Genomic DNA, 15551 nt, shown 5'->3' with positions numbered 1-15551 from the left:
CTGCCTTTAGACGTCGCCTTCGCGAGCCCAACCTTGGCCGCTTCCTCGCGTGATGACGGCATCGCCCGGCAAAACGTCCCCGGCGCCCAGTGCCGGGGCGCCGGCGAATGCGGGGATGAGCTTGGCGAAGTCGGCTCGTGCGATATCGAACAATTGCCGGAAGTCGTCGATAACGAAATAGGTCTTTTGGAACGTATCGATCCGATACCGTGTGCGCAGAACGCGTTCGAGCGCAAAACCGATTCGATTCGGGCTATCGCTATCCAAGCTGTAGAGCGTTTCGCTCTTGCTCGATACGATGCCGGCGCCGTACACGCGCATGCCGTTCGGGGCGGCGGCATCACGTATCAGGCCGAACTCCACCGTGTACCAATAGAGCCGGGCAAAGAGCGGCAGCGCGTTCGCATCGTGCGCGAACGCCAACGCGGCGCGGCCATATGCCTGCATGTAGTCGGCGAAGACAGGATCGATCAACAGCGGCACGTGACCGAACAAATCGTGAAAGCAGTCGGGCTCTTGCAAGTAGTCGAGTTGATCGGGCCGGCGCATCCACCAGGTCACCGGAAATCGCCGATTGGCCAAGTGCTCGAAAAATACGCGATCGGGGACGAGCCCCGGCACGGCGACGATCTCGAAGCCCGTCGCGGCGCGCAGCCTGCGATTGAGCGCGGCGAACGACGGGACCCGGTTTTTGGGCAAATCGAGCTTGCCGAGCCCCTCGAGAAACGCGTGACACACGCGGCCCTCCAGCAACGAAGCCTGGCGCGCATACAAATGGGCCCAAACGGCATGGTCGGTATCGACATAACGCTCGAGCGGCTGATCGATGGTGAAATCGTCGCGCGGAACGGGGCGCGTTTCGGGTCTTTCGGTGAGTTCGGCGGTGGCGGACATGACAGGTACCTGCATCGATATGACGTTCGATGCAAGTCTAGTGCGGGCCTCGCGCGGATAGGGCGCATATTTGTCGATTGATCGCATGAATATGCGATAATCGCGCACGTTTTTCAATATTTGCGCGGGAATTCCTCATGCTCGATCTCGATCACTTCGATTTGGCGCTGCTCGAGGTGCTACAGCGCTTCGGACGCGCCACCCACCAGCAACTTGGCGAGCGTGTGCCGCTTTCGCCTTCGCAAATCGGCCGCCGCCTTCAACGGCTCGAAGCGTTGGGCGTAATCGATGGCTATCGCGTCGTGTTGCGGCCCGAGAAACTCGGCCTCGGCGTGATGGCCTTCACGAGCCTGAAACTGAAGCATCACGGCGACTCGATCGTGGAACAGTTTCAGCAGCAGATCGACGTGCTGCCCGAAGTGCTCGAATGTCACGCCGTGGTGGGCGATGCCGACTATTTGCTTCGTATCGTCGCGCCGGATTTGAACGCGCTTTCGTCGTTCGTCATGAAAAAGCTCATGCGCGTGCCCGGCGTGGACAGCGTGCGCTCGAATATCGTGCTGACGACGTTCAAGCGCAACGGCCCCTTGCCGCTCGATCATCTCGCACCGGGGACGGCGCAGGCCTGAGCCGCCCCCGCGTACGGTATCGCGGCAGTCAGGCGGCGCGGCCTCCGAGCCCGTCATTGAGTAGGTCGACGTAAGCCACGGCGACGAGATCGGCTTGCGCCACGCCGAGTTGCTTGAACAGCGCGTGCGCCTCGGCCGCGCCGTCTTCCTCGTTATCGTCGGGCGCGAGCACGACCTCGAGTTCGATGAAATCGCCCAGGCCGTCGACGCGGTCCAGATGAATTCGTGTACGCCCCGTCAGATAGACGTGACGCTCCTTGGTCACGATGCCGCGCGTGGACAGCGCTTGTGCGAGGAGCGCGTGCATGGCATCGGCGTTCGTGACCGGGCTGCGCGAGTAGTACGACGCCTTCGGGCCGTCGCGGTCGTCGCGCTGATAGAAGATCAGTTCCGCGGGCGTGCCGTCGTCGAATTGACGCAGCTTCAAACGGCCGCGCGGCACGTCGTAGAAGAAATCTTGTTGACGAAAGATGAGCGGTGCGTCGTCCGCGAGGGCGGCGGCGCGCTCGCGCAGTTCGTCGAACGCGCGGGCGTGCGCTTTGAGTTCAATGTTGCGTGCCATGTCGAGCTCCTGTCGAAACGTGACGAATCTAACAAAAAGCGGCGATCCGTGTCCGCCAACTTCGTACTAGGTCAAATGGTCCATTGGGCTTCGATGAGCTTGAACGCGCATGCGATCGCAGGCTCGTCCATGCGCTCGGCCAACGCGATAAACGTCAATTGAGTCGGCACCGTCACGCCTTCGACGATGGTGAGCGCGTGCGTGTGCGCTTGCTCGATGGCGATCGCGTCGCGTGCCAGCGAAAGACCGACGCCCGATTTGACGAGATCGAGCATCGACGTCTCCTGATCGACCTCGGCGACTTTGACCGGATCGGCGCCGGCTTGCGCGAACAAGCGCGACAGCAGCCGGTTGTGCGCGGACGCGGGCGGCGTCCAAATCCAGGGCAGCGCCGCCAGCGAGCGCCAATCCGGCGAGGGGCCGACGCGTTCCTTCCAGCCGGCCGGCGCGAGCACACGGTATTGAAAGCGCGTTAGCGTTGCGACGTGAAACAGCGCATCGGGCATACCGTCCTCGGCGCTTTCTCCGATGTAATAACCGACGTCGAGTTCGCGCGTGCGCACTTGCTCCGCGACCCAGCCCGACATGCCGTGGCGCAACGCCGTTTCGATCTGGGGATAGGTTTCGACGAGTTGCTTCAGAAAGCCCCCGAGGCGCAGGAACTGCGGATCGAGGATGGTGCCGATACGCAGCCGCCCGCGCACTTCCTGGCGCAAGGCCGCCGCCGCGCGCTCGACGTCGCCCGCCGCGGCGAGCGCGCGCTCCGCGTGCGGCAGGAGCGCTTGCCCGTCGCGCGTCAGCGCGAGCCCATGCGGGGTCCGCACGAACAGCGCCACGTCGAGCGCTTCCTGCAGATTCTTGATCTGCAGGCTGACGGCCGGCTGGGTCAGATGGAGCTGTGCGGCGGCGCGCGTGAGGTTGCCGACGCGCGCGACCGTCACGAAGGCTCGAAGCAAAGTAAGGTCCATGGCGGCGATATTAGCGCGGCTTATATCGCCGTTGAGGAGAACTCATTGGATTTCGGGTCACATTGGCGGGTACGCTCGGTTTGCCAAGGGTGCGGCATTTTTCATTTCATTCGATGTGAGGCGGGGCACGTCATGACCAACGAGACGATTTTCGAAGGCGAGTTCGACTATGTCATCGTCGGCGCGGGCACGGCGGGATGCGTGCTGGCGAACCGGCTCAGCGAGGATGCGCAAGTGAGCGTGCTGCTGATCGAGGCGGGCGGCAAGGACAACTATCACTGGATCCACGTGCCGGTCGGCTATCTGTACTGCATCGGCAACCCGCGCACCGATTGGCTGTACCGTACGCGCGAGGAGGCGGGCTTGGGCGGGCGCTCGCTGGCGTATCCGCGCGGGCGGGTGCTGGGCGGCAGCTCGTCGATCAACGGCATGATCTACATGCGAGGCCAGCGCGAGGATTACGACGAATGGGCGCGCGCAACGGGTGACGCGTCGTGGTCGTGGGACGCGGTGTTGCCCGTGTTCAAGCGCAGCGAGGATCATCATGGCGGCGCTAACGCGTGGCACGGCTCGGGCGGAGCGTGGCGCGTCGAGAAGCAGCGGCTCAAATGGCAGGTCCTAGAAGCGTTTCGCGAGGCCGCGCAGCAAACCGGTATTCCCGCGACCGACGATTTCAATCGAGGCGACAACAGCGGGGTCGGATACTTCGAGGTCAACCAAAAGCGTGGCGTGCGCTGGAACGCATCGAAGGCATTTTTGCGCCCGGCTCTCGAACGCCCGAATCTCACCGTGGTGACCGACGCGCAGGTTCGGCGGCTCAGCTTCGACGATGCAAAACGTTGCACAGGCGTCGTCTACCGGCGTGCAGGCGCCTCCGGCACGCGCGAGTTCGTTGCGCGTGCAAGGATCGAGGTGGTGTTGGCGGCGGGCGCCGTCAATTCTCCGCAATTGCTCGAACTCTCCGGTGTCGGCAATGGGGCGCGTTTGCAGGGCCTCGGTATCGAGGTCGTGCACGACGCGCGCGGCGTCGGCGAGAACTTGCAAGACCACCTTCAATTGCGCACGGCGTATCGCGTGCGCGGCGTGCGCACGCTCAACACGATGACGGCGCATTGGTGGGGCAAGCTGCTCATCGGCATGCAATACGCGCTCTGGCGCAGTGGCCCGATGTCGATGTCGCCCTCGCAGTTGGGCGCTTTCGCGAAGTCCTCGGAGCACGATGCATCGATCACTCGACCCGACATCGAATACCACGTGCAGCCGCTCTCGCTCGATCGCTTCGGCGAACCGCTGCACCGCTTCAACGCGTTTACGGCGTCCGCTTGCCCGCTGCGGCCCACCTCGCGCGGCAGCATCCATATCGAATCGCCGGACCCGCTCGCGCCGCCCGTGATCGCGCCCAATTATCTGTCCACCGATTACGATCGGCACGTGGCCGCCAATGCGCTGCGGCTCACGCGCCGTATCGTACAAGCGCCGGCGCTCGCGCGTTACGCGCCCGAGGAGATCCTACCCGGGCCCCGCTACCAGACCGAGGAAGAACTCGTGCAAGCCGCCGGCGCCGTGGGGACTACGATCTTCCATCCAGTCGGCACATGCCGCATGGGTACGGCCGGCGATCCCGGCGCCGTGGTCGATTCGAGGTTGCGCGTGCTGGGCGTCACCGGACTGCGCGTGGTCGATGCATCGGTGATGCCCACGATCACATCGGGCAACACGAACTCGCCCACGCTGATGATCGCCGAGCGCGCGAGCGAGATGATTCGCGCGGATCGTCGCGCTCGCGCATCGTCGGTGCCCGATGCCGGGGCCGCTTCCATCGTGACGGCCGTGTGACGCGCCTCGCGCGAATTGCTTGCTTACACAATTAAGCACTAGTGCAAATCCCTATGATTGCGCTGCATCAATGGCGCGACAATGCGCGATGCCGCATGGGGCGGGGCCGACCTCTCCGCATTGATGCACCATGCCATAAACGGCGGCCGCCCCGTCTACCGGGGGCGCACCGTCCGGCAAGCGCCGCGCTCGACAAGCGCGTGCCATATGCAGTGTTTGCCTGACTTCGCATGGAAGGGGACATGATTCTCGGCGACACGATTTTGGAAACACGCGGGCTGACCAAAGAGTTCAAGGGCTTCACGGCCGTGAACGGTGTGAACTTGCGTGTACGCCGCGGTTCGATCCATGCGTTGATCGGCCCGAACGGCGCGGGCAAGACGACGTGCTTCAACTTGCTGACGAAGTTTCTCGAGCCCAGTGCGGGGCAGATCGTCTTCAACAACGTCGACATCACACGCGAGCGTCCCGCCCAAATCGCGCGGCGCGGCATCATCCGCTCGTTTCAGATCTCGGCGGTTTTTCCTCATTTGAGCGTCTTGCAAAACGTGCGCGTCGGCTTGCAGCGCACGCTCGGTACCTCTTATCACTTCTGGCGTAGTGCGCGGACGCTGAATCGTCTCGACGATCGCGCGCACGAGTTACTGGCTCAAGTGGGCTTGACCGATTTCGCCGATACGCTGACGGTCGAACTCTCGTATGGGCGCAAACGCGCGCTCGAGATCGCGACGACGCTGGCGATGGAGCCCGAACTCATGCTGCTCGACGAACCGACGCAAGGCATGGGGCACGAGGACGTCGATCGCGTGACGGCGCTGATCAAGAAGGTATCGGCGGGCCGCACGATTCTCATGGTGGAACACAACATGAACGTGATCGCGGGTATCTCCGACACGATCACCGTCTTGCAACGCGGCGAGGTGCTCGCGGAAGGCAGCTATGCCGAGGTATCGAAGAACCCGCTCGTCATGCAGGCTTACATGGGCAGCGCCGACGCTGCGTTGACGGGGGCGCACGGATGAACCACACGCAGTCGGAAACCGTCGCCGTGAGCGGCACGAGCGAAGCACTGGCCGGTGCGGCGGCCGCATTGACGATCTCGGACCTGCAAGCGTGGTACGGCGAATCGCACATCTTGCACGGCGTCGATCTGACCGTCAGGCGCGGCGAGGTGGTGACCTTGCTCGGCCGCAACGGTGCGGGTCGAACGACGACGCTGCGCGCGATCATGGGTCTGACCGGCCGGCGCACGGGCTCCGTGCGCATCGGCGAGCGCGAAACCATTCAGATGCCGACGCATAAGATCGCGCACTGCGGCGTGGGTTATTGCCCCGAAGAGCGCGCGATCTTCTCGAGCCTGTCGTGCGAGGAAAATCTGTTGCTGCCGCCGATGGTCGGCGCATCGGACAACGCGATGTCGCTCGACGAGATCTACGAGATGTTCCCGAATTTGAAGGAACGCCGGATGAGCCAGGGCACGCGGCTCTCGGGCGGCGAGCAGCAAATGCTCGCCGTCGCGCGCATCTTGCGCACGGGCGCGAACTTGTTGCTGCTCGACGAAATCTCCGAAGGCCTCGCCCCCGTCATCGTACAAGCGCTGGCGCGCATGATTCTCACGCTCAAGGCGCGCGGCTATACGATCGTCATGGTCGAACAAAACTTCCGCTTCGCGGCGCCGCTGGCCGATCGCTTCTATGTCATGGAGCATGGGCGTATCGTCGAGCACTTCGTCGCGAGCGAGTTGGAAGGCAAGATGCCGGTGCTGCACGATTTACTCGGCGTCTGATTATTCACGGGCACTATGCCATTGGATGCGCGCTCGTCTTCATCCGGATGGAGTTCGACGCGCCGACGAAAAAAGTTGCATGCACAACCAAAAGCGAAGAAGGAGATACCAATGAGGATCAAGTTGCTTGCAAGCGCTGTTCGCACTCTCGCAGTCGCCGGTACCGCATTCGCCGCCTCGTTCGCCGCGCAGCACGCGCAAGCGGCCGAAAGCCAAGTCACGATCGGCTTCATCACGGATATGTCGGGGCTGTACGCCGATATCGACGGCAAGGGCGGTGCCACCGCGATCCAAATGGCGATCGATGATTTCGGCGGCAAGGTCAACGGACTGCCGATCAAGCTGCTGACCCAGGACCACCAGAACAAGGCCGACATCGCCGCCTCCACGGCGCGCAAGTGGATCGACACGGAAGGCCTGGACATGCTCGTCGGCGGGACCAATTCGGCCACGGGCCTCGCGATGAACGACGTCATCAAAGACAAGAAGCGTCCGTACTTCTCGATCGGCGCGGGCACGGACGCGCTGACCAACAAGCAATGCACGCCCTACACGGTCCACTACGCGTATGACACGACCGCGCTCGCACGCGGTACGGGCTCGGCGATCGTGAAGCAGGGCTTCAAGAATTGGTACTTCCTGACCGCCGACTACGCCTTCGGCAAATCGCTCGAGAGCAACACGGCGAAGGTCGTCGAGTCCAACGGCGGCAAGGTTCTCGGTAACGCGTTGCATCCGCTGTCGGCATCGGATTTCTCTTCGTTCTTGCTGCAGGCGCAGTCGTCGAAGGCGCAAGTGCTCGGGCTCGCCAACGCGGGCGGCGACACGGTGAACTCGCTGAAAGCGGCCAAGGAATTCGGCATCACGAAGACGATGAAGATCGCCGCGCTGCTGATGTTCCTGGACGACGTGCATAGCGTCGGCCTGCAGACGGCGGAAGGCTTGTTGCTGACCGATAGCTGGTACTGGGATCAGAACGATAAGTCGCGCGCTTGGGCGCAGAAGTACTTCAAGAAGACCGGCAAGATGCCGTCCAGCCTGCAAGCGGCGGACTACTCGGCAACGATGGACTACCTGAACGCCGTGAAGGCCGTCGGCTCGACCGATCCGGACAAGGTGATGGCGCAGTTGCACAGCCAGAAGATCGACGACTTCTATGCAAAGGGCTCCATTCGCCCCGACGGCGTGATGCTGCACGACATGTACCTGTTCCAGGTGAAGACGCCGGCCGAATCGAAGAAGCCTTGGGACTACTACACGCTGAAGGCGACGATCCCGGGCGATCAAGCGTTCGGCACGAAGGCTGAAACGCAGTGCGATCTGTGGAAATAATCGATCGCTAGTGTGTGGTGACGACGCGCGCCGCTCGGCGCGCGTCTTTTCTCTCTGACGGCAGGTTCAATGGACATCTTCGGCATTCCGTTGCAGGCCATGCTGGGCCAGCTCTTGCTCGGGCTTGTCAACGGGTCGTTCTATGCGATCCTGAGCCTCGGGCTGGCCGTGATCTTCGGCATGCTCAACGTCATCAATTTCGCGCACGGCGCCTTGTTCATGCTGGGCGCCATGCTCGCGTGGATGGGGCTTTCCTATTTCGGCCTGTCGTATTGGACGATGCTCGTCGTGGCGCCTTTTATCGTCGCGATCGTCGGTATCGTCATCGAACGCTCGATGCTGCGCTGGCTCTATCGCCTCGACCACCTCTACGGCCTGCTGCTGACCTTCGGGCTCACGCTCGTCGTCGAGGGCGTGTTCCGCTCGATCTACGGTTCCTCGGGGCAACCCTACGACGTGCCGGAACTGCTTGCGGGCGCAACGAACGTCGGCTTCATGTATCTGCCCAATTATCGAGCGTGGGTGGTGCTCGCCTCGCTCGTCGTGTGCTTCGCCACCTGGTTCGTGATCGAGAAGACGCGGATCGGCGCCTACCTGCGCGCGGGAACGGAGAACCCCAAGATCGTCGAGGCGTTCGGCGTGAACGTGCCGCTCATGATCACGCTGACATACGGCTTCGGCGTGGCGCTCGCCGCGTTCGCCGGCGTGCTGGCCGCGCCCGTGATTCAAGTGTCCCCGCTGATGGGGCAGCCGATGATCATCACCGTGTTCGCGGTCGTCGTGATCGGCGGGATGGGGTCGATCATGGGCTCGATCCTGACCGGGCTGATGCTGGGCATCGTGGAGGGCCTAACGCGCGTGTTTTATCCGCAGGCTTCGGCCACGGTCGTATTCGTCATCATGGCGCTCGTTTTGCTCGTGCGCCCCGCGGGTCTTTTCGGCAAGGAGCGGTAATGCAAAGGAAAGCGCTTTACGCCCTCTTGCTCGTGGGGCTCATCGTGGCGCCATGGGCGGGCGCCTATCCCGTGTTCGTGATGAAGGTGCTCACGTTCGCGCTGTTCGCGGCCGCGTTCAACTTGCTGATCGGCTATACGGGACTGCTCTCGTTCGGCCATGCGATGTTTCTCGCCACCGCCGGCTACGTGACGGGCTACGCGATCCAGACCGTCGGCCTCACGCCCGAGCTCGGCGTCCTCGCCGGCACGGCCGCGGCTGCGTTGCTCGGGCTCGCCGCGGGCTTCTTTGCGATTCGGCGCCAGGGCATCTACTTCGCGATGGTCACGCTCGCGCTCGCGCAGCTCGTCTACTTCGTCTTTCTGCAGGCGCCGTTTACGGGCGGCGAGGATGGCTTGCAAGGCGTCGCGCGCGGCAAGCTGTTCGGCATCCTGAGTCTGTCGTCGGATCTCACGCTCTATTACGTCGTGCTCGCTGCGATCGCGGCGGCGTTCTTGCTCATCGTGCGCATCGTTCATTCGCCGTTCGGCCAGGTGTTGACGGCAATTCGCGAGAACGAACCGCGCGCGATCTCGCTCGGTTACGACACCGACCGCTTCAAGCTCTTGGCGTTCGTGCTTTCCGCGGGCATCGCGGGCTTCGCGGGGGCGTTGAAGGTGCTCGTGCTCGGCTTCGAGACGCTCGGCGATGCCTATTGGACGATGTCGGGTCTAGTGATCCTGATGACGCTCGTGGGCGGCATGGGCACGCTATTCGGGCCGTTGCTCGGCGCGGCGCTCGTGGTGACGCTCGAGGAACGGCTCGGCGATATCGGGGGTGCATTGTCCGCGCTGACGCACATCGATTGGTTCGCCTCGCTCGGCGACTCGACGACGATCGTCATCGGTATCGTCTTCATCGCTTGCGTGCTGGCCTTCAGGCGCGGGATCGTGGGCGAGATCGTCGCCCGCGTGCGGCCGTTGCGCGGGTGAGCGTGGCGGCGGTGGGGCGGTTGCGCTGCGGCGCGCCATGGCTTGCGCGCGCAGCCCTTGCACGTTCACGGGGCTCGGTCGCCCTCAGCGGGATGGGGCTAGGCGGCGATGCGACGCCGGGCGGCGTGCTCGCGCGGCCTGAAACGATGCGTGCTTGCTCGAATTGTGTGCTGCTATGCACCACTAGGGAAAGTGCTAGGTTGTGGGAGAAGACGGGGTTGTTTAATCTTCGTCTCAGTTCTGATGCACCGAATTTACAGGTGGAGAACGAGGAGACAATCGAGGCACTCAGTGCCCGGACGAAAGCGCTGTTGGATGGTATCCAACAGCGCTTTTTATTTGTGCGTTCGCTCGATGTAAATCGCGACGCATTCGCGGATCGGCACGGCCGCCCCTCGCCGCATCCGCAGCGCAAAGACTCTTCCCCGAACATCTTCTCGATACGCGCGAAACGCAGCCCCGATAGGCCGCGGTCCCTCTCGCGCTTTTTTTCTTTTTCCGTTTCTTTTTGTTGTTTGCGTGCGGCATCGACGGCCTCCGCCGGCACGATCGGCTACGATCGGTCGGTGAATGCGTTTGCCGGCGCGAATTCGCATTCGCTACACCAACGATCGAGCCGGCCGATGAGCCGGCAATGACAACGCGCTTTCTCGCGAAAGCCTCAGGAGATCAGCAATGACGATGAAGCAATGGGTACGCGGCAGCTTGGCGGTGGCAATGATGTGCGGTGCAACGGCGGCCTTCGCGCAGGTGAAGATCGGTGTCGTTCTCTCGACGACGGGGCCCGCCGCATCGCTCGGCATTCCCGAGAAAAATACAATCGCATTGTTGCCCAAGGAGATCGACGGCAAGAGCGTGCAGTACATCGTGCTCGACGACGGCTCCGATACGGGTAAGGCAGTGCAGGACGTGCATAAGCTGATCGACGAGGATCACGTGGACGCGATCGTCGGCTCCACCGTGACGCCGAACTCGCTCGCGATGCTCGATCCCACCTCGGCGGCGAAGACGCCCATGATCTCGCTGGCGGCTTCGGCGAAAATCGTCGAGCCCATGGACGATAAGCGGAAATGGGCGTTCAAGACGCCCCAAAACGACGGCCTGATGGCCAACGCGATCGCCGATTACATGGCGAAGCACGGGATAAAGACCGTGGGCTTCATCGGTTTCGCCGATGCGTATGGAGACAGCTGGAACGCGGAGTTCGCCAAAGCGGCCGCCGCGGATCATCTGAAGGTCGTCGCTAGCGAGAAGTACAACCGTACGGACGCCTCCGTCACCGGCCAGGTGCTGCGCGTCATGAGCGCCAATCCCGATGCCGTGCTGATCGCCGGCTCGGGTACGCCCGCGGCACTGCCGGCGAAGGAGCTGAAGACGCGCGGTTACAAGGGCAAGATCTACCAGACGCACGGCGTGGCCAACAATGACTTCTTGCGCGTGTGCGGCAAGGATTGCGAGGGTACGATTTTGCCGTCGGGTCCGATCCTCGTCGCCGATCAGCTCCCCGGCAACAGTCCCGTGAAGCAGTCGGCGTTGGCGTACAAGAACGCGTATGAGAGGGTCTATGGTGTGGGCAGCGTCGTGACGTTCGGCGGTCACGCTTGGGACGCCGGGCAGATGCTGCAGCGTGCGATTCCCGAGGCGCTCAAGAAGGCGAAGCCGGGCACCGAAGCGTTCCGCTCGGCGTTGCGCGATGCACTCGAGAACATCAAGGAACTGCCGATTTCTCAAGGCGTCATGAACACGTCCGCGGCTAACCACAACGGGCTCGATCAACGCGCGCGCGTGATGGTGGAGGTCGTCGACGGCAAGTGGAAGCTGCTCGACAATTGATCGGGCAGGTTTCGGCCTCGCTCATTGCCCGCCGTGTAGTTCATGCGGCAAGTTCGTGCCGCGCGCCGAGGCCCCGCGCGCGGTATCTCCTCTGACTTCCGTCGATTCGTAGAGTCGTAGGCACAGGACTCAAACCAGCATGGATTTATCGATTGCGGCGATCCTCGCGCAAGACGGCATCACGACCGGTGCCATCTATGCGCTACTCGCGCTGGCGCTCGTGCTCGTCTTTTCCGTCACGCGCGTCATCTTCATCCCGCAAGGGGAGTTCGTTTCATACGGGGCGCTGACGCTTGCGATGCTGCAGGCGCAGAAGTTCCCGGCGACCGCCGTGTTGCTGCCGGTGCTCGGGGCGGCATGTTTCGTCTTGGAGGTCACCGCGCTCGTGCGGCATCCCGAGCGGCGACGGCATGCGTCGCGCGCGCTGACCTCGCTCGCGAGCCGCTATCTTTTGGGCCCGATCGCCGTGTATGCGATCGCGCAGCATGCGTATGCGTTGACGCTGCCGATGGCGGCGCAAATCGCGCTGACGCTCGCGATCGTCGTGCCGATGGGGCCGTTCATCTATCGGTTGGCGTACGAGCCGCTCGCGGAGGCCAGCACGCTGCTGCTGTTGATCGTCGCGGTGGCCGTGCACTTCGCAATGGTCGGCTTGGGCTTGCTGATGTTCGGCGCCGAAGGCTCGCGCACCACCGCGTTTTCCGACGCGTCGGTAAGCGTCGGCGGCGTCTCCATCTCCGGCCAAAGCATATGGGTCGTGGTCACCGCGCTCGTCATGATCGTCGCGCTTTATTTGTTCTTCGATCGGTCGATCTCGGGTAAGGCGTTACGCGCGACGTCGGTGAACCGGCTCGGTGCGCGGCTCGTCGGCATCGGTACAACGCAAGCGGGCCGGCTCGCGTTCACGCTCGCCGCGGGGCTTGGCGTGCTCTGCGGCATCCTCGTGGCGCCGTTGACGACGATCTATTACGACTCGGGCTTCTTGATCGGCTTGAAGGGCTTCGTCGGCGCGATCATCGGCGGTCTCGTCAGCTATCCGCTCGCGGCTGCCGGCTCGATCCTCGTCGGGCTGCTCGAATCGTATTCGTCCTTTTGGGCAAGCGCATACAAAGAGGTGATCGTCTTCACGCTCATCATTCCGGTGTTGCTGTGGCGCAGCTTGGTCACTCCGCACATAGAAGAAGAGGAGGAGTGAGCGATGAAGCACTTGTTCTCGGGTACGAAGCCGTTCTGGGCTTTTTTGATCATCCTCTTCGCCTTACCGGTGCTGCCGAATCCGCTGCACGTGTCCGAGTACTGGATCACGCTGCTGAACTACATCGGGCTGTATTCGATCGTGGCGCTCGGGCTCGTGTTGCTGACCGGCGTGGGGGGGATGACGAGCTTCGGCCAGGCGGCATTCGTCGGCGTCGGCGCCTATGCGACGGCTTTTCTCACGACGCAATACGGCGTCTCGCCATGGATCGCGCTCTTTGTCGGCATCGCGCTGACGGCACTCGTCGCGCTCGTCATCGGCGCGGTCACCATGCGTCTTTCGGGCCACTTCCTGCCGCTCGGCACGATTGCTTGGGGCCTGTCGTTGTTTTATCTGTTCGGCAATCTCGATGCGCTCGGCAAGTACGACGGCATCAACGGCATTCCGGCATTGAGCGTATTGGGCCTGTCGCTGCGATCGGGCCGGAGCATCTACTACCTCATTTGGGTCGTGGTGTTGATCGCGGTGATCTCGATTCAGAATTTGCTTAATAGTCGGCCGGGACGGGCTATTCGTGCCTTGCGCGGCGCCGGAGTGATGGCGGAGGCCATGGGCGTGAACACGGGGTGGATGCGTGTCGTCATCTTCGTGTATGCGGCCGTGCTCGCCTCGATTTCGGGGTTCCTATACGCGCATCTGCAAGGCGCCGTGAATCCCACGCCGTTCGGCCTCAATCACGGCATCGAATACTTGTTCATGGCCGTCGTGGGCGGCGTCGCGCACGTCTGGGGTGCGATTCTCGGGGCGGTTATTCTCACCGTCGTGCAGGACTATCTGCAGTCCGTGCTGCCGATTTTGCTCGGGCAAAGCGGCAACTTCGAGGTCATCGTCTTCGGCGTGCTGATGGTGGCGCTGCTGCAGTATGCAAGGCAGGGTGTATGGCCGTTCGTTGCGCGCTGGTTTCCGCGCGGTCCGAGAGCGCGCTCGCCGGAGCAGGCCGAGCCTTTGGCGCGGCGGTCCAAGCCGGCACAAGGCGAGCCGCTGCTCGTCGTCGATCGGGCGCGCAAGGAGTTCGGCGGGCTCGTGGCGGTGAACGATGTGAGCTTCGAGGTGCAGGCCGGACAGATCGTCGGGCTGATCGGCCCGAACGGGGCCGGCAAGTCGACCACCTTCAATCTCGTCACGGGTGTGTTGCAAGCGACGCGCGGCGCGATCCATTTTCGCGGCGAGCGTATCGATGCGCTCAATTCACGTGAAATCGCCAGACGCGGTATCGGCCGCACGTTCCAACACGTCAAGCTGTTGCCGACGATGACGGTGCTCGAAAACGTCGCGATCGGCGCGCATTTGCGCGGCTCCAGCGGCGTATGGCGCAGCTTGGCGCGGCTCAATGCGAAGGAGGAGCAGCGGCTGCTATTCGAGGCGGCCGAGCAGATTCGGCGCGTCGGGCTCGAGCAGCATATGTACGACGAAGCCGGGTCGCTCGCGCTCGGGCAGCAGCGGATCTTGGAGATTGCGCGTGCGCTCTGTTGCGATCCGACCTTGTTGCTGCTGGATGAACCGGCGGCCGGCTTGCGCTACCGGGAAAAGCAGCAGCTTGCCGAGTTGCTGCGCAAATTGAAGGCCGAGGGGATGAGCGTGCTGCTCGTCGAGCACGACATGGATTTCGTGATGAATCTTGCCGATCGTCTGGTGGTGATGGAGTTCGGTACGCGTATCGCGCACGGTCTGCCGGAAGACGTGCAGAACGATCCGGCTGTCGTCGAAGCGTATCTAGGCGGGGTGGAGTGAATGAACGAAACGACGACCATGCCGATTTTGTCGGTGGCCGGACTGTCCGTGCGCTATGGCAAGGTGGAGGCGCTGCACGACGTATCGATCGCGGTTCGCCCGGGCCAGATCGTCAGCGTGATCGGACCGAACGGCGCGGGTAAGTCCACGTTGCTCAATGCCGTCATGGGCGCGCTGCCGAGTACCGGACACACGAGCGGCCCCGTGTGCTATCGGGGGGAAGAGGTCGGCGCCTTGCCCGTCGAAAAGCGGGTGGAGCGGGGCATGTGCCTCGTGCCGGAAAAGCGCGAGCTGTTCTCGACGATGACGGTCGAGGACAACCTCGTGCTCGGCGCCTACCGCCGCAAGCGAGCCGGTGAGCGAGACTTCCTCGATCAGCTCGAGCCCGTTTTCGAGCGGTTTCCTCGACTTAAGGAACGGCGCAAGCAGGCGGCCGGTACGTTGTCCGGCGGCGAGCGGCAAATGCTCGCGCTTGGCCGCGCATTGATGGGGAAGCCGGATTTGCTGATGTTGGACGAGCCGAGCTTGGGCCTCGCTCCGCTCATCGTGAAAGAGATCTTCCATATCATCAGCGCATTGCGCAGTACCGGCGTGGCGACGCTGCTGATCGAGCAGAATGCGCGGGCTGCGTTGCAGATCTCGGATTACGGCTACGTACTGGAGACGGGAGAGTTGGCGTTGGAAGGGGAGGCGGCTTCGTTGGCGCGCAATCCTCGCGTCATCGAAACGTATCTTGGGCTAGCGAAGAAGACGGCTTGAGCGGTGACTCCGGGGCGGGCCAGTTGAAGGGCGTGCCGCAG

The 15551-nt window shown here is 63.1% G+C and carries 15 protein-coding genes; 12 read left to right on the top strand and 3 right to left on the bottom strand.

The features are described from left to right. Window positions 1–6: 6 nt before the first annotated feature. A complete protein-coding gene (gene phhA, locus C0Z18_RS05055) occupies window positions 7–894 on the bottom strand; it encodes a phenylalanine 4-monooxygenase (protein WP_102644341.1) in 888 nt (295 codons plus the stop codon). Window positions 895–1031: 137 nt separating this feature from the next. Here phhA and C0Z18_RS05050 point away from each other — a divergent pair, with 137 nt between their 5' ends. Then, window positions 1032–1523: an Lrp/AsnC family transcriptional regulator gene (locus tag C0Z18_RS05050; RefSeq protein ID WP_102644266.1), complete on the top strand. Its 492-nt coding sequence runs from the start codon at window positions 1032–1034 to the stop codon at window positions 1521–1523. A gap of 28 nt (window positions 1524–1551) precedes the next feature. Here the strand turns inward: C0Z18_RS05050 and C0Z18_RS05045 are convergent, their stop codons facing one another. Both C0Z18_RS05045 and C0Z18_RS05040 read right to left on the bottom strand, forming a co-directional pair. After that, a complete protein-coding gene (locus C0Z18_RS05045; protein ID WP_102644265.1) occupies window positions 1552–2085 on the bottom strand; it encodes a class IV adenylate cyclase in 534 nt (177 codons plus the stop codon). 71 nt (window positions 2086–2156) lie between these two features. Beyond that, window positions 2157–3053 carry a LysR family transcriptional regulator gene (locus C0Z18_RS05040; protein WP_102644264.1) on the bottom strand — a complete coding sequence of 299 codons (897 nt, stop codon included), beginning with the start codon at window positions 3051–3053 and terminating at the stop codon, window positions 2157–2159. A 132-nt stretch (window positions 3054–3185) separates the two neighbouring features. Here C0Z18_RS05040 and C0Z18_RS05035 point away from each other — a divergent pair, with 132 nt between their 5' ends. The 11 genes from C0Z18_RS05035 (at window position 3186) to C0Z18_RS04990 (ending at window position 15510) form a co-directional block, all read left to right on the top strand. Then, window positions 3186–4889, top strand: coding sequence for a GMC family oxidoreductase (locus C0Z18_RS05035; RefSeq protein WP_102644263.1), 1704 nt, complete (start codon window positions 3186–3188; stop codon window positions 4887–4889). 242 nt (window positions 4890–5131) lie between these two features. Continuing rightward, a complete protein-coding gene (locus tag C0Z18_RS05030) occupies window positions 5132–5911 on the top strand; it encodes an ABC transporter ATP-binding protein (RefSeq protein WP_102644262.1) in 780 nt (259 codons plus the stop codon). Beyond that, complete coding sequence (locus C0Z18_RS05025) at window positions 5908–6675, top strand: ABC transporter ATP-binding protein (protein ID WP_102644261.1); 768 nt, start codon at window positions 5908–5910, stop codon at window positions 6673–6675. The genes C0Z18_RS05030 and C0Z18_RS05025 overlap by 4 nt, the downstream gene beginning before the upstream one ends. Window positions 6676–6786: 111 nt before the next feature. Then, window positions 6787–8007, top strand: a complete 1221-nt coding sequence (locus C0Z18_RS05020) for an ABC transporter substrate-binding protein (RefSeq protein ID WP_102644260.1) — start codon at window positions 6787–6789, stop codon at window positions 8005–8007. Between the two features lie 69 nt (window positions 8008–8076). After that, on the top strand, window positions 8077–8961 hold the full coding sequence (locus tag C0Z18_RS05015) for a branched-chain amino acid ABC transporter permease (RefSeq protein WP_102644259.1): 885 nt from the start codon (window positions 8077–8079) through the stop codon (window positions 8959–8961). Further along, complete coding sequence (locus C0Z18_RS05010) at window positions 8961–9932, top strand: branched-chain amino acid ABC transporter permease (RefSeq protein WP_102644258.1); 972 nt, start codon at window positions 8961–8963, stop codon at window positions 9930–9932. Before C0Z18_RS05015 ends, C0Z18_RS05010 begins: the two co-directional genes overlap by 1 nt. Window positions 9933–10132: 200 nt before the next feature. Further along, window positions 10133–10570, top strand: a complete 438-nt coding sequence (locus C0Z18_RS33145; RefSeq protein WP_199189394.1) for a hypothetical protein — start codon at window positions 10133–10135, stop codon at window positions 10568–10570. Between the two features lie 37 nt (window positions 10571–10607). Further along, the gene (locus C0Z18_RS05005; RefSeq protein WP_102644257.1) at window positions 10608–11765 is read left to right on the top strand and encodes an ABC transporter substrate-binding protein; all 1158 of its coding nucleotides are present in this window, start codon (window positions 10608–10610) and stop codon (window positions 11763–11765) included. 139 nt (window positions 11766–11904) lie between these two features. Beyond that, the gene (locus C0Z18_RS05000; protein ID WP_102644256.1) at window positions 11905–12960 is read left to right on the top strand and encodes a branched-chain amino acid ABC transporter permease; all 1056 of its coding nucleotides are present in this window, start codon (window positions 11905–11907) and stop codon (window positions 12958–12960) included. A gap of 3 nt (window positions 12961–12963) precedes the next feature. After that, a complete protein-coding gene (locus C0Z18_RS04995) occupies window positions 12964–14751 on the top strand; it encodes a branched-chain amino acid ABC transporter ATP-binding protein/permease (RefSeq protein ID WP_102644255.1) in 1788 nt (595 codons plus the stop codon). Further along, window positions 14752–15510: an ABC transporter ATP-binding protein gene (locus tag C0Z18_RS04990; protein ID WP_102644254.1), complete on the top strand. Its 759-nt coding sequence runs from the start codon at window positions 14752–14754 to the stop codon at window positions 15508–15510. The last annotated feature ends 41 nt before the right edge of the window (window positions 15511–15551 follow it).

Source organism: Trinickia dabaoshanensis, from assembly GCF_002879885.1.
GTDB classification, from domain to species: domain Bacteria; phylum Pseudomonadota; class Gammaproteobacteria; order Burkholderiales; family Burkholderiaceae; genus Trinickia; species Trinickia dabaoshanensis.
This window is presented reverse-complemented; position numbering and strand designations above follow the sequence as displayed.